Genomic DNA, 17,747 nt, shown 5'->3' with positions numbered 1-17,747 from the left:
ACGATGACGCTGTATTTCCTGGTCAAATATCTCCACGTGCTCGGCGCCATCGTCATTCTCGGCACCGGCACGGGGATCGCATTCTTCATGCTGATGGCGCATCTGAGCGGCGAGGCCGCGTTCATCGCGCGCACCGCAGGCGTCGTCGTCATTGCCGACATGCTGTTCACGCTCTCGGCGGTGCTGCTGCAACCGGTCACCGGCGGCACGTTGATGTGGCTGTCGTCCACGGCCGTGAGCGAACGCTGGCTGCTCACCTCGCTCGCACTCTACGCCGTCGCCGGCCTGTTCTGGGTCCCCGTGATCTTCATGCAGATCGAACTGCGCGACCTCGCCCGTGCTGCTGATATCAGCGCACAGGCGCTGCCGCCGCGCTACTTCATCGTCTTCCGCCGCTGGTTCCTGTGCGGCATCCCCGGTTTCGGCGCGGTCATGGCCATTCTCTGGCTGATGATCGCAAAGCCGTTCTGACGAGACGCGCATGATCACGTCGACCACCCCCCGCATCCTCGTGCTTGGCGCCTCCGGCCTGATCGGACGCTTCATCACCGACGATCTGCGCCGACGTCGCTGTGCGACGGTCGGCGTCGCGCGCGCGTTCTCGCCATCGCAACGCGCGTCGCCGTTCGACATCGAGCTGCCGATCATGGCGCTCGACGCGCCGGCTTTGGCGAGTCTGATCCGCGCCCACGAGATCGATGTCGTCGTCAACTGCCTCGGCGTGCTGCAGGATGGTCCGGGCAGCGATACCGCTGCCGTGCATCGTGAGTTCGTCGCGCGCCTACTCGCAGCGATCACGGCCTGCGGCCGTCGCGTGCGCTTCATCCACATCTCGATCCCCGGCGCGGCCGATCAGGATCGCACCGCCTTCGCCACCACCAAGCGCGAGGCGGAGCAGTTGATTGCATCCTCAGACATTCCCTACGCCATCCTGCGCCCGGGCTTCGTGATCGCGCCATCGGCCTATGGCGGCAGCGCGATGGTCCGCGCGCTCGCGGCGCTTCCGGTCGACCTGCCGGCGAGGGATGCGGCGACGCCGTTCCAGCCGGTGGCGGTGGCGGACATCGCCGCGACCATCGCCTGGCTCGCGATGCGGCCGATCGATGACGAGGCGACGCGCGCGGTGAGCTGGGACCTGATGCAGCCCGAGGCGGTGACGCTTGGCGACGTCGTCGATGCGTTTCGGCGCAGTTTCGGCACGACGGATTGGCCGCGCGTTGCCGCGCCCGCACCACTGATCAATCTCGGCGCTTTCGCCGGTGACCTCTGCAGCCGGCTCGGCTGGATGCCGCCGATGCGCACCACCGCGATCGCCGAGCTTCGCCGCGGGGTGCACGGCGATCCCGCACCATGGGTCGCGGCAACCGGCATCACACCCACGACGCTGGACGCCGTCGGCGTGCGTGGCGCCACCATTCAGGACAAATGGTTCGCGCGGCTGTTCCTGATCAAGGCACTGATCATCGCGAGCCTCGTGCTGTTCTGGGTCACATCGGGGTCGATTGCACTGTTCGTCTCGTTCCCGGCGACCACGGCGGTCCTGACCACGCGCGGCTGGCCGGAAGGCTTTGCGATTCCGTTCGCGGCGATCACCAGCATGATGGACATTTCGGTCGGCCTATTGATCGCGTTCCGCAGAACCGCAACATTCGGGCTCGCCGCCGGCATCCTCGTCTCGCTCGGCTACATGCTCGGCTGCGCGATCCTCACGCCCGATCTCTGGCTCGAGCCGCTCGGCGCCCTGGTGAAGACGGGACCTGCGATCGTGCTGATGCTGGTCGCGCTGCTCATGATGGACAATCGCTGATGACCAACTGGCCCGACGATGACGTGATCCTCTACGACGGCGTCTGCGTGTTCTGCTCCCGCTGGGTGCAGTTCGTGATCGCGCGCGACACCGCCAGGCGCTTCCGCTTCACGCCGATCCAGTCGCCCTACGGCACCCGGCTGGCACAGGCCTTCGGCATCGATCCCCAGGACCCCGACACCAACGCGGTCGTGCATGGCGGCAAGGCGCATCTGAAATCCGATGCTGCGCTGACCGTATTGTCGAACCTGCCGGGCTGGGGCTGGACGCGCGCGCTGCGCGCCATTCCGAAGCCGCTGCGCGATGCGGTCTATGGCGTGGTCGCACGCAACCGCTACCACATCTTCGGCAAATACGAATCCTGCTTCGTGCCGGATGCCGAGCTGCGCAAGCGGGTGCTGGAGTCGTGATCCGGTCGGCGGCGAGATGCGGCAGTGGGCGATTAATCGATTGAATCGAATGATACGTGCGATATAATCTGTTGGATCGATTGTTCACAGCATGAAATTCTCTTCCTCGCACTTGGTTTGGGAGAGATTTCCATGGCTGCCCCCTCGCACGATCTGATCGCCGATGCGCCCGTTGCCATTCATCATCGACCTGCGCACGCGCCCGCGACGCCGGCGGCACCGACGCTGCTGCCCGGGCTCGCGCTGTCCGCGGCGCTCGCGGCCGGCGCCTTCGGGCTGCGCCTGCTGCCGGGCCTCGGCCTGTTCAGCCCGATGATCCTGGCGATCGTGGCAGGGATGGCGCTGCACAACGTGGTCGGCACACCGGCGCGGGCCAAGCCCGGCGTCGCCTTCTCCATGCGTCGCGTACTGCGGCTGGCGATCATCCTGCTGGGCCTGCAACTGACGGCGACGCAGATCGTCGAGGTCGGCGCGCGTGGTCTCGCCGTGATCGCGCTGAGCCTCACCGGCACCTTCCTGTTCACGGTGTGGATGGGACAGCTGCTCGGCGTCAATCGCAAGCTGGCTGAGCTGATCGCCGCGGGCACCTCGATCTGCGGTGCGTCCGCCGTGATCGCGACCAACACGGTCACGCGCGCTCATGACGAGGACGTCGCCTATGCGGTGGCCTGCGTCACGGTGTTCGGCTCGATCGCAATGTTCATCTATCCGCTGCTTCCGGCGCTGCTGCATCTCGACGCGCACGCCTTCGGCCTGTGGAGCGGCGCCTCCATTCACGAGATCGCCCAGGTGGTCGCGGCCGCGTTTCAGCAGGGCCAGCAGGCCGGCGAGTTCGGCACCATCGCCAAGCTGGCCCGCGTGATGCTGCTGGCGCCGGTCGTGCTCACGCTCGGCCTGCTGGCAACGCGGCGTGCGCGCCATGGCGGCGAGACCCGAGGCAATGCGCAGCCGCCACTGCCCTGGTTCGTGTTCGGCTTCATCGCGCTGGTTGGCCTCAACAGCGTGATCAGCATTCCCGCCGAGATGAAGACGGTGATCGTGACGGCGACCACGTTCCTGCTGTCGATGGCACTGGCCGCGATGGGACTGGAAACGGATTTCGCCAAGCTCAAGGCCAAGGGCCTGCGGCCGCTGGCGCTGGGCCTGCTCGCCTTCCTGTTCATCGCAGGCTTCAGCCTGGCCCTGGTGAAGCTCACCACATAGGACGCTTGTGACGCTCGAACAGCTCAGGATCTTCGTTGCGGTCGCGACCCGCGAGCACGTCACCCAGGCGGCGCGCGACCTCAATTTAACCCAGTCGGCGACATCGGCGGCCGTGGCCGCGCTCGAAGCGCGCTACGAGACCAGGCTGTTCGATCGAGTCGGACGCCGCATCGTGCTCACGGCGACCGGGAAGGCGTTTCTCGTCGAAGCGAAGGCGGTGCTGGCGCGCGCGGCCGCCGCCGAGACCGTGCTGAACGATCTCGCCGGCCTGAAGCGGGGGCAGCTGGCGCTGGCGGCCAGCCAGACCATCGCGGGCTATTGGCTGCCGGCCTTCATTCACCGCTTCAGTGCCGCGCATCCGGCGATCAGGCTGCAGCTGTCGATCGGCAATACCGAGCAGGTCGCGACCCAGGTCCGCGAGGGCTCTGCCGATCTCGGCTTCATCGAGGGCGATGTCGACGATCCCGTGCTCACGGCTCAGCCGGTCGCGGAGGACAACATGGTGCTGGTCGGTCCGATCGATCATCCGCTGTGCCGCGGAAGGTCAGTGACAACCAGCGACCTGAAGACGGCGCGCTGGGTGTTGCGCGAGCAGGGCTCCGGCACGCGCGCCGCGCTCGAAACAGCGCTTGGCCGCTTCGGAATCACTCCGGCCGAGCTCGATGTGGTGTTCGACCTGCCGTCCAACGAGGCCGTGCGCGGCGCCGTCGAAGCCGGCGCCGGCGTCACGGTGCTGTCGCGCCTCGTGGTCATGCGCGCCGTCAAGGCCGGGCTGCTCGCCGTCGCCAACATCGAGCTGCCCAAGCGGCACTTCTACAGCCTGCGCCACAAAGAGCATCACCAGACGCAGGCCGCACGGGAGTTTCTGCGGATGGTGGAGGAGACGTATTGATCGGCACGTCATCGCGAGCGCAGCGAAAGCGACCCGGAAATCCCACCGCGGTGACAGTCTGGACTGCTTCGCTGGGCTCGCAATGACGATCGATGGACTAGCGCCTGGTTAATGACGCCAGAGCTTCCCGCGCCGCGCGCTCGCCGCTGTCACGCGCGCCATGGGCGGTCGAAAAGAAATCCGGGGGCGTCGCCTCGCCGGCGAAGAACAGCCGATCATCAACCGGCGCGGCCAGCACGGCGCGCTTGTCGGCATGTCCGGGCAGTGCATGCGAATAGGCGCCGCGCGCGAACGGGTCGGCGCCCCAGCGGGACTCGGCGAGCGGACGGAGGCTGTTGCGGATGTCGTTGCCGAGCAGGGCCGCGATGTCGTCGATCGCCTGCGCCGCCAAGGCCCCCTCGCCCGCCGCCTCGATGTCGCGGGCGAAGCTGCCGCCATAAAAACCTTCGATGCAGGGCTGGCCGAACGGGCGCAGCTGGAAGCTGCCGACCCGCGCGGTGTGGCTGCGGCCGCGCATGCCCGAATCCCTCGGCAGGTGCTCCCAGCCGTCGAGCGCCAGCGTCACCTTGTTGTCGAGACCGAGCGGCAGGCCAGCGGCGGCTTCGACCTTGGCATGCAGCGCCGGCGTGAAACGGAGCGCTTCGTCGGCGATGAGATTGGTCGGCACGGTCACGATGACCTTGTCGGCCGTCAGCGTGCCCTGTGACGTCGTCAGGCGGATGCGCCTGTCGCCACGGTCGATCAGCGTCACGTTGCAGTCGAGCACGATCGGCAGGTCCGCACCGTAGGCTGCAACGAGGGCGCCATAGCCGCGGCGGATCCGCCAGTTCAGCTCGGTGTCCTCATAGGCCTCGAAGTCGAGCAGCGACATCTGGTCGAGCTCGCAGCCGTTGAGATAGGTGCAGATCGCATCGATCATGCCGTTCCAGCGATTGCCAGGCTCCAGGCAGATGCTCGCCGGGGCATCTCGGCCACTCTTGGCGGCCTCTGCGGTGCGCGTAAAGAACGCCTCCAGCGCCCGCAAGAACTCCTCACGCTCGTCGCGCGGAAATGCCGCGTCATAGGCCTGGTCACGCCAGGGCGGCCGACTGGTGTCGATAGTGAAAGCAAGCCGCTCGGCGATGCCGACGAAGGAGTTGCGATCAGCCGAATGCAGCCAGCCGCAGCCGAGATCGAAGGTGACATCAGGCGAAGCCATGATGGTGTGAGCGCGGCCGCCGATGCGGTCGCGGGCCTCCAGGACGATGAACGAGACGCCCTTGTCCTGCAGCGCATGTGCGGCGCCGAGGCCCGCGGCACCCGCGCCGATGATGGCGATGTCGATGGAGGATGGGAAAGACATTGGCTCATCCAACTCCGTCGTCATGCCCGGCCTTGTGCCGGGCATCCACGTCGTCCTCGCAAGCCCCAAAACGTGGATGGCCGGGACAAGCCCGGCCATGACGCATTTGAGAATGGAGGGCGGAAATTACGCCACCGCTTCCTTCTGCTTCTCGGCGCGCTTGCGCTCGTTCGGATCGAGATGCTTCTTGCGCAGCCGGATCGACTTCGGCGTGACCTCGACCAGCTCGTCGTCCTCGATATAAGCGAGCGCCTTTTCCAGCGTCATCTTGATCGGCGGCGTCAGGCGGACTGCCTCGTCCTTTGACGTGGTGCGGATGTTGGTGAGCTGCTTGCCCTTCAAGACGTTGATCTCGAGATCGTTGTCACGGGTGTGCTCGCCGACGATCATGCCGCGATAGACCTTCCAGCCCGGCTCGATCATCATCGGGCCGCGGTCCTCCAGCTTGAACATCGCGTAGGCCACCGCCTCGCCCTGGTCATTGGAGATCAAGACGCCGTTGCGGCGGCCGGCGATCTCGCCCTTGAACGGGGCATAGCCGTGGAACAGGCGGTTCATGATCGCGGTGCCGCGGGTGTCCGTGAGCAGCTCGCCCTGATAGCCGATCAGGCCGCGGGTCGGCGCGTAGAACACCAGCCGCAGGCGGTTGCCGCCGGAGGGGCGCATCTCGATCATCTCGGACTTGCGCTCGCTCATCTTCTGCACGACGACGCCGGAATGCTCCTCGTCGACGTCGATCACAACCTCCTCGATCGGCTCCAGCCACGCGCCGGTGGCCTCGTCCTTCTGCAGCACCACGCGCGGACGCGACACCGACAGCTCGAAGCCTTCGCGGCGCATGGTCTCGATCAGGATCGCGAGCTGCAATTCGCCGCGGCCCGACACTTCCATGGCGTCCTTGTCGGCGGATTCGACGACGCGCAGCGCGACATTGCCCTCGGCCTCGCGCAGCAGGCGGTCGCGGATCATGCGGCTGGTGACCTTGTCGCCTTCGGTGCCCGCCAGCGGCGAGTTGTTGACGATGAAGGACATCGACACGGTTGGCGGGTCGATCGGCTGCGCCGGGAGCGGAGTCTCGACCGAGGGATCGCAGAACGTGTCGGCGACGGTGCCCTTGGTCAGGCCCGCGATCGCGACGATGTCACCGGCCTCGGCCTCGTCGAGCGGCACGCGCTCGATGCCGCGGAACGCGAGAATCTTGGAAATACGGCCCTGCTCGACGACCTTGCCCTCGGCGTTCAGCACCTTCACGGCCTGGTTGGGCTTGATGCTGCCCGAGGTGATGCGGCCGGTGATGATGCGACCCAGGAAGTTGTTGGCCTCCAGGATGGTCCCGATCATGCGGAACGGCCCCTCTTCGACCGACGGCGCCGGCACATGGCGCAGCACCAGGTCGAACAGCGGCTGCATCCCGGCGTCCTTCGGACCTTCCGGGCTCTCGGCCATCCAGCCCTGCTTGGCCGAGCCGTACAGGATCGGGAAGTCGAGCTGCTCCTCGGACGCGTCGAGCGCGGCGAACAGGTCGAACACCTCGTTGATGACCTCGGTCGGACGGGCGTCGGGACGGTCGACCTTGTTGATGACGACGATCGGCTTGAGGCCGACCTTGAGCGCCTTGGAGACCACGAACTTGGTCTGCGGCAGCGGGCCCTCGGCGGCGTCGACCAGCACCAGGGCGCCGTCCACCATGTTCAGGATGCGCTCGACCTCGCCGCCGAAATCGGCGTGGCCGGGAGTGTCGACGATGTTGATGCGGGTGTCCTTCCACTGCACCGAGGCGGCCTTGGCCAGGATGGTGATGCCGCGCTCGCGCTCCAGATCGTTCGAGTCCATGGCGCGCTCGGCGACCTTCTGGTTCTCGCGGAAGGTACCCGACTGCTGCAGGAGACGGTCAACCAGGGTGGTCTTGCCGTGGTCGACGTGGGCGATGATGGCGATGTTGCGAAGATTCATGGTCGGTGTCTTCTAAGCTTTCTCAAGAGCCCGTGCTCTGTCCCCGGCGGGGCGCGCGCTTTGTTATAGTCGAATCAAGCTGTTAGCTTTGCGACGCGCGCTCGCGAAACTCGTTCGGCGGCAGGGGCCGGCAGCCCCAAATAGGAAGCCCGGCCAATCGACCGGGCAGACCTCACGCGTTGCGGCGCAATATAGGCAGAAAATGCCAAAAAACAATGACTGCTTTCAGGAACGGGGAGCGGTTTCCGAGCGGCTGGCTAACGCCTCCGCCGCCACGCGCCTCCGGGAGGCGCGGGAGAAGACAAGATCAACCACTCCGACCGGCAATCCCACGAGGACCAGCGCTGACAGCCAACGCGGTTGGCTGGAGTCTGTACGCGGGACGTCAATGGCGCCTGCAGGCTCAGCCCGCCGCGGCCTGCTCGGTCGGATAGACGCCGCGCAGGACCTCTTCGAAATGGGTCTTCACGGCCTCGTTGCACAGGCAGGAGCGGCGCTTCAGCGCGTCGAAGTCCCGCACCATGAAGGCGCCGCGGCGGGTTTCGAGAATGCCCTCGGCCCTGAAGGTCTGGACAACCCGGCTGACGTAGCTGCGGCCGACGCCCAGCAGCGTTGCCAGCTGCTCATGCGTCAGCGGCACGATCGGCTCGCCATCGGTACGGTCCATCGCGGCCACGATCCACTTCGCCGTCCGCTGCTCGATCGAATGGATTGCGTTGCAGGCGGTCGACTGGAACATCTGCGCCAGCATGCAATCGGCGTAGCGCGCGAACACGTTGCGCAGCGTCTTGGATTGCAGCTTGGCGGCCGCCAGGCGGGACAGCGGCAGCCGTGCGAACGGGCCGCCGAACTTGACGACGATCCGTGTGTAGGCCGGCAGGAAGCCTTCGCTGACGATCCCGCCGACGGCGCCCTCGCGGCCGACCAGGATGGTCTCGACGTCGCGGCCATCCTCATTGGGAACGAGATAGGACGTCAGCGCCGGCCCGCAGGGAAAATGCACGATCTGGACGTCGTCACCCGGACTGTAGAGCAGCTCGTTCGGCGTTGCCTCGTCCTCCACCAGATACGGCGAGATCAGCGCGTAGTCGGCCGGACTGAGCCGCCGCAGCAGGTTGTTGTAGGGCCGCTCCCGGCTCAGCGTGGTCACACCTTGGCTCAGCATCGTCATCCCCGTGCGCAACGCATGTGCGTGATCCGTGCACCTTGTGTTCACAAGTGCACCGACACAGGAACTCTGATATGCTGCCTTGGTTCCAGGAACCCGCCAGCGCGCTCGAGAGGAGGCGCCGGCCGCGGGGTCCATCCCTCATCCTGGAACCCGCAGATCCCATGACCAGCTCGCAATCAGGCGTGCCCGAGTTCTATCAGCATGTGCTGGTCGTCGAAGACGACCCCATCATTGCACTCGGACTGGAAGACACGATCACCGACCTCGGCGTTCCCGACGTCAGGATCGCAGCCGACGTCGCAACCGCGCTCGCCATGATCGCCGAGCGCGTCCCGCAATTCGCGCTGCTCGATGTCGGCCTGGTCCGCGAAAAGAGCTTTGCGATTGCCGAGCGGCTGACGGCGCTCGGCATTCCCTTCGCATTCTCGACCGGCTATGGCGCCGACCGCGTGCCACCCGCATTCGCCGACCGGCCGCGGCTGCCGAAGCCTTGCCCGACCGAGGCGCTGGAGGCGGCGCTGCGGCGACGCGATTAGTTGCCGTCGCCGCACGCGGTCGTCTTGCCGCCGAACAACGAGACCTCAGCCCAGCTTCGGATCGAGCGTGGTCGACCACAGCGCGACGTCGGCGCGATCCCGCAGGGTCACGGTCATCTGGCCCGTGGCGCCTTCGATCTTGACGTGGCCGAAGAACTGCATGCCGGCCGACGGCGGCAGATTCTGCTTGTCGAGGCCGGGCGCCTTGATGAAGCGCACCTCGGGGCCGAAGGTGTTGTCGAGCTCGTTCGGACCGAACGTGCCGGCATGCAGCGGACCGGAGACGAACTCCCAGAACGGCTCGAAATCCTGAAACTGCGCCTTGTTCGGATCGTAATAATGCGCGGCCGCGTAGTGCACGTCCGCCGTCAGCCACACCGTGTTCTGGATCGGCGCGGTCTTGATGAAGCGCAGGACCTCGGCAATCTCGAGCTCGCGGCCGCGCGCCGGGCCGTCACCCTGGGCGATGGCTTCCGAGCCCTTCTTGTTGGCCGCGTCGTCATAGACGATGATGCTGAGCGGCATGTCGGAGGCGATCACCTTCCAGGTCGCGCGGGAATTGAGCAGCGCCTGCTTCAACCAGCGCATCTGCTCCGGCCCGATGAAGTAGGACGCCGGACCATACTTGTCCTCGAGATTGGGACCGTTGGCGCCGCGGTAGCTGCGCTCGTCGAGCACGAACACGTCGAGATGCGGGCCATAGTTGATGGTGCGATAGACTCGGCCCGGCTCGATGATGCTCTCGCGCATCGGATACATCTCGTGGAAGGCGCGCGCCGCGCGGGCCGCGAGCAACTGGATGTTGCGCTCCTTGTAGGCGGCGGGCAGCTCCTTGGAGGCCGACCAGTTGTTGGTGACCTCGTGATCGTCCCACTGCACGAAGATCGGCACCTCGGCATTGAAGGCGCGAACGTTCTCGTCGAGGAAATTGTATTTGTGGGCGGCACGGAATTCGTCGAGCGTCTCGGCGACCTTGGCCTTCTCTTCCACGGTGAGGTTCTTCCACACCTTGTTGTCCGGCAGCTTCACCTCGGACTTGATCGGACCGTCGGCGTAGATGGTGTCGCCGGAGTGCAGGAAGAAGTCCGGGCGGTGCTTCTTCATCGTCGAGAAGGTGAACATGCCGCCATCATCGGGATTGATGCCCCAGCCCTGCCCAGCCACGTCGCCGCCCCAGACGAACGAGACGTCGCGCTTGTTGCCTGGCGCGGTGCGGAAGCGGCCGGCCACGGCCTCGCTTTCGACGGCGGTATGCGACAAGTCCCGGAACTTGACACGGTAGAAGATGTCCTGGCCGCTCGGAAGGCCGTCGATCAGCATCTTGGCCGTGAAGTCGCTTTCCGGAAGCGCGGCAATCGGAGGCAGCGTACGCGCGTCCTTGAACGATTCGGTGGTCGCCACCTCGACCAGCATCTGCGACGGCCGGTCCGCGCGCGCCCAGACCACGCCACCATCCATGCCGACGTCGCCGGACTGCACGCCATGCGTGATCTGCGGCCGGTCGGCGGCGCGGCTCAGATAGGGCATCGCCAGCGTCGTGACGCCGGCTGCGGCGGCCGTCGACAGGAAGCGGCGGCGGGACAGGGCTGTGTGCGATCGAGGAATGCGAAGCGTCATGCGGATCTCCTGGTCGGATCGCGCGTGGGAGCCGGCGCGAGCCACGGCCCGGCAGACCTAGAAAAGATTGATGACGCTGGAATTACAATCGCGCCGTGGACAGCGCGTGACGCGGCCGCAGGGCGAACATGGTCCGCCCTCAGGTGCCGGCGGCACGCAACTGCGCGCCGGTTCGCTGCAGATTGGCGGGCATGCTCATCAGGATGAGCTTGCGATCGGCCACCGCGTTGTGGAACTGCTCGAGCGCGATGTTGAACGCGGTCAACGCCGCGTGCTCGATTGCACCGTCCTCGAAGCAGGTCAGCGTGTTGCGCAGGATCTCGTCGGCCTCGCTCTGCAGCTGGTCGAGCTCCTCGGTCGAATCGCTCTTGCGCGCGATCGTGATCATCTCCAGCAGACGATCGCGCAGCGAGGTGTTGATGGTGCGTTCGTCGCGCTTGAGATAGCCGGCGAACCACGCACCGGCCGAACCCATCGCCGAAAGCGCCATCAGGCCCCACCAGATGTAGTCGCTGTAGCGGTCGAGGAAGGTCTTCTCCTCGCCGTTGATGAACGCCGCCGCGCCGGGATGCGCCGGAATCGCGGCGTCCTTGTCGGTGTCGGGGGTCTCGATCTTGGCAGCCAGCGGGAACTCCGACAGCAATTGCTGGCGCACCGAAAACAGCTGATGGGTGAACGCGGACACTGTCGAATCCGACAGGCCTTTGCGCGCCACGATGTGGTGGTTGAAGCTGATGGTCTTCACCTCGTCCTCGGGACGATCGGGCGAGCCGCCAAACGCGCCGGCGGGAATTTCGGTCGATTCATATTCGGGGTGGTTCTGCGCGATCGCTTCGGCCGAATCGATCGCCAGGAAGGTCGGCGTGCCGCCGTCCTTGGTGGCAGCGGCGATCGCATCCGCCGTGATCTTGCTATTGATGGGTCCGGCCGCAAGATAGACGTCCGCCCGCTGGTTGCGCACGGCTTCGGCGGCCTCGGTGATCGGGACTTGGACGATCTCGACCTTGCTGGCGTCGACGCCGTACTGATGCAGGATCACCTTCAGCAAATTGGCGTTCGCCGGGGTCCGACCGATGATGCCGACCTTGTGGCCCGCGAGCTGGGAGATCTTGGTGATCTTGGCGCCCTTGCGACCCTTGCCCTTGCCGCCCGGAGGCACCCAGAGCACGGCGACGTTCTTGCGCAGCGTCGCCACGGCCTGCGCGTTCTTTGGGACCTCGAGGTCACCCCGGACGATCGCGAGATCAACCTTGCCTGCGGCCAGCGCCTGCGCGCTCTGTGCGGCGCCCTCGGTCGGAACCGGCCGCAGCCTGACGGAGGCGTGCGACTGGGAAAAGGCCTGGGTCAGGGCCTGGACGACCTTCAGGTCGTCGCTGTTGGGCGGACCGACCGCGATCTTGAGCACCACGGGACGCATCGCAAAATAGTAGGCCCCCGTCAAAGCGCCGACGACCGCAAGGATCCCGGCGATGACGATGAACACGGCAGGGCGCATCCGTGAGCGCTGCGCTGGCGTGGTCTGAGTATCTACCAGATCCCGTCCTCCGGTGGTCCCAGGCCCGGGCGATGCCACAGGCGGCTTCGTCTGGCCACGTCGTCCTTCAATAGAGCCGAACTGTAGCAAATTTCTTGTCCGCCCGGGGTGACATCTGCGTCATGGTTACCATCGCACCAGTCGCCGGAGGATCGGGGCAGTTCCAAGCGCCTCCGGCATCGCGCCTGTGACAAGGCTCTGATCGGGATGCGTTTTCGGTTAGTCTTGGCAACCGGACACCAGCGCGATCCAGCCGGAGGTAGCCCCGCAATCACCCGGATGCCGCCACGTGTCCGGTCGATTGCAGCACAAGAGGAGATCGAGATGCCGCAACCATTGTCGACGGAGGCACGCGCCACCGCCTTGCGGGAGCTTCCCGGCTGGTCTGAGGCGCAAGGCCGTGAGGCCATCGCCCGCACGTTCACATTCACAGACTTCAACGAAGCCTTTGGCTTCATGACCCGCGTCGCCCTGGCCGCTGAAAAGGCTGACCACCATCCCGAGTGGCGCAACGTCTACCGCACCGTCGAGGTGGTCCTCACGACCCATGACGCAGGCGGCGTGACCATGCGCGACATCGCGCTCGCCAAGGCAATGAATGCGATCGCCGCGACGATGCGCGGCTGAGACCTTGGCGACGACGGCACGCGCCTTGCGGCCGGCGTCGCCATCACCACATCCGAGGGCGAGGACCGCGCCCCCAGCGCCGTCGGGAACCGGAGATCGGACATCATGTCGGATGCGACCGACTACAGCGTTGGCTTCGAGCCCGCGGAGCGGCTGGCCCGGGATCGCGAGACCCTTCGCCGTCGTTTCTGGATCAAGTTCAAGAAGGTTGTCGCGCGGCTGCCATTCGCCGAGGAGCTGCTTGCGGCGTATTACTGCGCCTTCGACAAGGAGACACCCCGGCACGTACAGGTCGCCCTGCTCGGCGCCATCGCCTACTTCGTCGTGCCGTTCGACTTCATGCCTGACGTGTTGCCCATCCTCGGCTTCACCGACGACGCGGCGGTGCTCGCCACCGCCATCCGCATGGTCGCTTCGCACATCACGCCCGACCATCATGCGGCAGCCCGCGCCGTACTCGCGCGGCTGGCGGCAGACAAGAACGCTGACGGCGAGAATATCGGCTGACGGCGGCTCCGGCCGGCAAGCCGGGCGCCCGCAGTCAGCGCATCGGAAGGGCACAACAGCAAAAAGCCCCGCATCCGCGGGGCTTTTCTCTTGATGGGACTTCGTCGAACGCTACGAGCTCAGCGCTGGCCGCGCGCCTGGGCGCGGGCGCTGCCGGTCTTCTCGGCCTCCCAGGCCTGGTACTGCTTGAACAGCGCCTCGCGGTCGGCCTCGCTCGGCATCGCCCTGCCGGCGCTGCTCTGCTTCAGGAAGTCATCGAAGCGGTCGCGCTGTGCGCCTTCCATGGCGTGGCTCTCCAGCCATTTGCTGGCGGACGGCAGCCGCTGCCAGCCGGCGAGCGGCGCCGACAGCGAAACCTCCTTCCACTTCGGATGGAACGGCGGATTCTGGAATGCCGGGAATTTGGTGAAGAAGGCGTCGACGAAGGTCGCGAGCTTGCGATAGCGGTCGGTGTTCGGCGCCCAATTATAGGCGGCGAGCACGGCCGGCACCGCGATCGTGTCGACCTTCTCGCCCTCGGCGATCAGGTTCGGGTAGTCCTTCGCCGTCAGGGTCGCCGGCAGATAGTCGGTCTGCAGCGGTCGATCGTAGTCGACGTTGACGAGATGGAAGCGGCCGTCGTTCACGAAGGTCGAGACCGACTTGTAGGGCTTGCCGCCAACCACGATGACGGCATCGAGCTCGCCGCGCTTCAGCTTCTCCATCGCGATGCGCTGCTCGATGTAGGCGAAGTTGGCGCGCAGGCCAAGCCGCTCGAACACCGTCAGCGCCGTGACGAAGGTGCCGCCATTCGGCAGATCGACGCTGACGCGGCGGCCCTCGAGATCACGCAGGTTGCGCACCGCGCGCGGCGCGATCACCTGCATCTCTTCATTGTAGAGCTTGGTGACGTAGGTGAACTGCCGCTTGATGTCCTTGGCGAAACCCTTGCGCTCGAGGTAGTCGAGCGTATCGGCGCGGACGACGCCGAGATCGACGCCCTGCAGGAACAGGATGTCGGCCACGCTCTGCACCGAGCCGCGGCCGACGATCGGCAGGACGCGCAGATTGTTGCCGTCGTCGAGCAGCGAGGCCAGATCGGCGCCGAACTGCACATAGGTGCCGCCAATGGTGCCGGTGATGAGCGTCACCGTGTTGGCGTTCAGCGCCTGCTTGGTCTGCACCGAGCCGAACTGGAAGATCGCCTTGAGGCTGTCGCTCACCTTGGCGGGGTCGAACTCGCCTTCCTCGGCGTGGGCAGCGAAACCGCACGCAATCATCATTGCGGCCAGGGCCGCTCCAACAAGACGTCGCATCTGTCCCCCTTGATCTAAGGCTGGCACATGTTTGCGAGCCGGAACGCGGGCAGCGCCAGGTCTCGCCTGGCATCGCCCATGAACAGACTCGAAAATCACGCGTGAAACAAAAAAATGAAACGAGGCGGCATCGCTGCCGCCACGAGCGTTCAGTTCTGCAGTTGATCGAGCCTGCGCTGCGCTTCAGCCGAGCCGAGCTGGGCGGCGCGGCGGTACCAGTTGCGAGCCGCAGCCGGATCGGCATTGATGTTGCGGATGTCCTTCGTCCCCAGCACGTGGGGATCGTAGGTCTGCGCAAGCATCAGCGCCGCGGCCGGTTCTTGCGCCTCGGCCGCGCGCTCCAGCAGCAGTCGGGCCGGCGGGATGTCGCCCGCGGCCAGCAGGCTCTTGGCGCGTTTCATGATGCCCGCGAGTTCGTCGGGATCGAGCCGGCGGACCTGCGCGGGCGGCGGAGCGGCGGTCACGGCGCCGAGGCCGGGTGCGACGATTGCCGATCCGGCGCCCGGCGAATTGATCGAGGATGGCTCCATCGCGCTCGGGGCCGGCGCGGACGGTGCCGTGGCGAAGCTCGGTGGTGCTGCAACCGGCGCGGGCTGCGTCACACTGCGATTCTGCAGCGCTGTCTGGTAGGCGTTGGCGATGTCGTCACGCGTCGGGGCCACGGCTGCCGTCTGCACCGGCGCCGCCGCAGCCGGCGGCTCGGCGGGCGGCAGTCGCGCCGGCTCGTTCAGCTGCATGTCGCGCGCGGTGAGCTGCGTGTTGGTGGCCTGCGGCGGGGCCGTCGGGTCCGGCGTGGCGCCGATGATGGAAGCCTTGGCACTGGCGATCAGGTCGCGCGTCGCATCCGAGGTGACAAGCGCGAAGAGCACCGCGACGCCGGCCGCAGCCACCACGGCGAGAAGAATCCGGGACGAGACCGAGACGCGGCGGGTCCGCTCCGGCCACTGGTCCTCGAAATGCGTGCTGTCGATCTGGTTGCCGCTCTCATACTCAGAGAGGAACATCGGCATCGATTCGTCGTTTGGATAGTTATCCTGGGTCGACCGGCCGAAACGATAGCTCGGGGGGCGCTCCTGAGGGAGTTCGTCGGGGAAAGGCCTGAAGTCAGGCTCCGAAGGAGTTCTGTTGTTGAAACGCCCGCGCGTCGTCCGCTCAGCCATGGCCTTCATCCCCATCTCAACTTCACGCAACATACTTTTGGTCCCAAGCCCGTCAGAAGCTCGAGACACGTCACGATTGCCAGAGGCACCCCACTGCCGACAACTAATTGACTAATTGAATCCGACTAAAAGTGGACGAGAGCCGGCATGATTCTGGAAACATTTTGATCTGATTGTGGCAACGCACGTGCGACATCGCACGGCACCAAATCTAGAAACGTCGTGATAACAACGGCCAAGCCTCAAATTAACCACGCCATAATGTGGCGCGGTTGCGTTAACCAAGAAACGCTCGTTTTCGGATTTTCTGCTTCCGGTTGCGAATCCGTGGCGCCGGCGCGGCAGCCCGCCGAACAAATTTGCGACCGCCGCGCAGCGCGCGGATGTCACAGCGACGCCGGGCCGGCTCGAGCATTCCATCGGCACAACAGCCGGGGCACTGCTCGGTTTGGTTGCACGGATCAGGGCGAGGCTATCCCGGGGAGTACAGCCCCCCGGGGGCCTTCATTGCGCGACGTCCTCAGGGGTGCAGGATCACCTTGCCCATCGCCTGGCGGCCGGCCAGCACCTTCAAGGCATCGGCGGTCTGAGCCAGCGGGAAGGTGCGGTCGACGTGCGACGACAGCTTGCCCTCCGCGGTCCACTGCACGAGCTTTTCGAGGTTGGCGCGGTTCTTGGCGGGGTTGAGTCGGGTCCAGGCGCCCCAGAACACGCCGCGGATATCACAGCCCTTCAGAAGCGCGAGGTTCAGCGGCATCTTCGGGATGTCGCCGGCGGCGAAGCCGATCACCAGGAATCGGCCCTCCCATGCGATGGAGCGCAGCGCTGCCTCGGCGTAGGCGCCTCCGACGGGATCGAAGATGATGTCGGCACCCTTGCCGTCGGTGAGCCGCCGCAGTCCCTCCTTGAGATCCTCCTTGGCGTAGTTCAACGTCAGCGTCGCGCCGTGCTGCCTGGCAAATTCGAGCTTCTCGTCCGAAGAGGCACAGGCGATGACCTTCAACCCCATCAGCTTGCCGAGCTCGCAAGCCGCCAGGCCGGTGCCGCCGGCGGCGCCAAGCACGGCCAGCGTCTCGCCCGGTTTCGGACTGGCACGATCCTCCAGCGCATGCAGCGCAGTGCCGTAGATGATGATGATGCCGGCGGCGCGATCGAAATCGAGATTGTCCGGAATCTTGACGATCGACGCGGCCGGCAGCGCGATCTTTTCGCGCGCGCCGTTGTGGCCGCAGGAGGCAACGACACGGTCGCCGACCTTCAGTTCGGTGACGCCATCGCCGACGCTCTCGATGACACCCGCGACCTCCGCACCCGGCGAGAACGGGAACGGCGGCTTGATCTGGTACTTGCCTTGGATCATCAGGATGTCGAAGAAGTTCAGCGCCGCCGCCTTGATCGCAATCACGGCCTCGCCGGGACCGGCCACCGGATCTGGCACCTCGGTGAGGACGAGATCGTCGGGCTGACAGAATTGCGAGCAGAGAATGGCTTTCATAGGCGCTCCTTGGTCGTTGCCGCCGGATCGAGGTCCGGCTTTGGGAACGTCATGCCGGATTTGCCGCCGCGCCACAATCATCATCAGGCCGCGGCAGGTGCGCGGCGCCGCGCCAGGGACGCGGAGCGCCGGACAATCCGGCTCTGCGGCCTTTGCAAGCGGTGCATTTAGCCGCTATCCATCGCGACCACGGTCAGC

At 66.0% G+C, this 17,747-nt stretch carries 16 protein-coding genes; 8 read left to right on the top strand and 8 right to left on the bottom strand.

Going from position 1 to position 17,747, the window contains the following annotated elements; all coding sequences use genetic code 11:
• Positions 1 to 3 precede the first annotated feature (3 nt).
• From QX041_RS21075 to QX041_RS21055, 5 genes are all read left to right on the top strand, one after another.
• Positions 4 to 471 (top strand): DUF2269 domain-containing protein, encoded by a 468-nt coding sequence (locus QX041_RS21075; RefSeq protein WP_316166429.1) that lies wholly within the window; start codon positions 4 to 6, stop codon positions 469 to 471.
• A 10-nt stretch (positions 472 to 481) separates the two neighbouring features.
• Positions 482 to 1,807, top strand: coding sequence for an SDR family oxidoreductase (locus QX041_RS21070; RefSeq protein WP_316166428.1), 1,326 nt, complete (start codon positions 482 to 484; stop codon positions 1,805 to 1,807).
• Entirely contained in the window at positions 1,807 to 2,217 is a 411-nt protein-coding gene (locus QX041_RS21065; protein ID WP_315716742.1) for a thiol-disulfide oxidoreductase DCC family protein, read from the top strand. Before QX041_RS21070 ends, QX041_RS21065 begins: the two co-directional genes overlap by 1 nt.
• Positions 2,218 to 2,349: 132 nt before the next feature.
• Positions 2,350 to 3,420, top strand: coding sequence for a YeiH family protein (locus QX041_RS21060; protein WP_409977905.1), 1,071 nt, complete (start codon positions 2,350 to 2,352; stop codon positions 3,418 to 3,420).
• Between the two features lie 7 nt (positions 3,421 to 3,427).
• Complete coding sequence (locus tag QX041_RS21055) at positions 3,428 to 4,312, top strand: LysR family transcriptional regulator (protein WP_316166427.1); 885 nt, start codon at positions 3,428 to 3,430, stop codon at positions 4,310 to 4,312.
• A gap of 97 nt (positions 4,313 to 4,409) precedes the next feature.
• Here the strand turns inward: QX041_RS21055 and QX041_RS21050 are convergent, their stop codons facing one another.
• From QX041_RS21050 to QX041_RS21040, 3 genes are all read right to left on the bottom strand, one after another.
• Entirely contained in the window at positions 4,410 to 5,654 is a 1,245-nt protein-coding gene (locus QX041_RS21050; RefSeq protein ID WP_316166426.1) for an NAD(P)/FAD-dependent oxidoreductase, read from the bottom strand.
• Positions 5,655 to 5,780: 126 nt separating this feature from the next.
• Positions 5,781 to 7,607, bottom strand: coding sequence for a translational GTPase TypA (gene typA / locus QX041_RS21045; RefSeq protein WP_315716745.1), 1,827 nt, complete (start codon positions 7,605 to 7,607; stop codon positions 5,781 to 5,783).
• 403 nt (positions 7,608 to 8,010) lie between these two features.
• Entirely contained in the window at positions 8,011 to 8,772 is a 762-nt protein-coding gene (locus QX041_RS21040) for a Crp/Fnr family transcriptional regulator (RefSeq protein ID WP_315716746.1), read from the bottom strand.
• A gap of 167 nt (positions 8,773 to 8,939) precedes the next feature.
• Here QX041_RS21040 and QX041_RS21035 point away from each other — a divergent pair, with 167 nt between their 5' ends.
• Positions 8,940 to 9,314 carry a response regulator gene (locus QX041_RS21035; RefSeq protein WP_316166425.1) on the top strand — a complete coding sequence of 125 codons (375 nt, stop codon included), beginning with the start codon at positions 8,940 to 8,942 and terminating at the stop codon, positions 9,312 to 9,314.
• 45 nt (positions 9,315 to 9,359) lie between these two features.
• Here QX041_RS21035 and QX041_RS21030 read toward each other — a convergent pair whose 3' ends face one another.
• Both QX041_RS21030 and QX041_RS21025 read right to left on the bottom strand, forming a co-directional pair.
• On the bottom strand, positions 9,360 to 10,931 hold the full coding sequence (locus QX041_RS21030) for an alkaline phosphatase D family protein (protein ID WP_315750547.1): 1,572 nt from the start codon (positions 10,929 to 10,931) through the stop codon (positions 9,360 to 9,362).
• A gap of 139 nt (positions 10,932 to 11,070) precedes the next feature.
• A complete protein-coding gene (locus QX041_RS21025) occupies positions 11,071 to 12,414 on the bottom strand; it encodes a TAXI family TRAP transporter solute-binding subunit (RefSeq protein ID WP_315750546.1) in 1,344 nt (447 codons plus the stop codon).
• A gap of 330 nt (positions 12,415 to 12,744) precedes the next feature.
• On the opposite strand from QX041_RS21025, the gene QX041_RS21020 reads away from it, so the two are divergent.
• Entirely contained in the window at positions 12,745 to 13,092 is a 348-nt protein-coding gene (locus tag QX041_RS21020) for a 4a-hydroxytetrahydrobiopterin dehydratase (RefSeq protein ID WP_316166469.1), read from the top strand.
• 105 nt (positions 13,093 to 13,197) lie between these two features.
• Positions 13,198 to 13,599 (top strand): YkvA family protein, encoded by a 402-nt coding sequence (locus QX041_RS21015; RefSeq protein ID WP_315716752.1) that lies wholly within the window; start codon positions 13,198 to 13,200, stop codon positions 13,597 to 13,599.
• Between the two features lie 119 nt (positions 13,600 to 13,718).
• Here QX041_RS21015 and QX041_RS21010 read toward each other — a convergent pair whose 3' ends face one another.
• From QX041_RS21010 to QX041_RS21000, 3 genes are all read right to left on the bottom strand, one after another.
• Entirely contained in the window at positions 13,719 to 14,894 is a 1,176-nt protein-coding gene (locus tag QX041_RS21010) for a TAXI family TRAP transporter solute-binding subunit (RefSeq protein WP_315716753.1), read from the bottom strand.
• 149 nt (positions 14,895 to 15,043) lie between these two features.
• A complete protein-coding gene (locus QX041_RS21005) occupies positions 15,044 to 16,054 on the bottom strand; it encodes a hypothetical protein (RefSeq protein ID WP_315716754.1) in 1,011 nt (336 codons plus the stop codon).
• Positions 16,055 to 16,574: 520 nt separating this feature from the next.
• Positions 16,575 to 17,549, bottom strand: coding sequence for an NADPH:quinone oxidoreductase family protein (locus tag QX041_RS21000; protein WP_315750543.1), 975 nt, complete (start codon positions 17,547 to 17,549; stop codon positions 16,575 to 16,577).
• Positions 17,550 to 17,747 lie beyond the last annotated feature (198 nt).

The sequence above is a fragment of the Bradyrhizobium sp. SZCCHNRI2009 genome (genome assembly GCF_032485115.1).
In the GTDB taxonomy this organism is placed as follows: domain Bacteria; phylum Pseudomonadota; class Alphaproteobacteria; order Rhizobiales; family Xanthobacteraceae; genus Bradyrhizobium.
The sequence above is the reverse complement of the archived record's forward strand: the minus strand, read 5'-3'. Positions and strand labels throughout refer to the sequence as shown.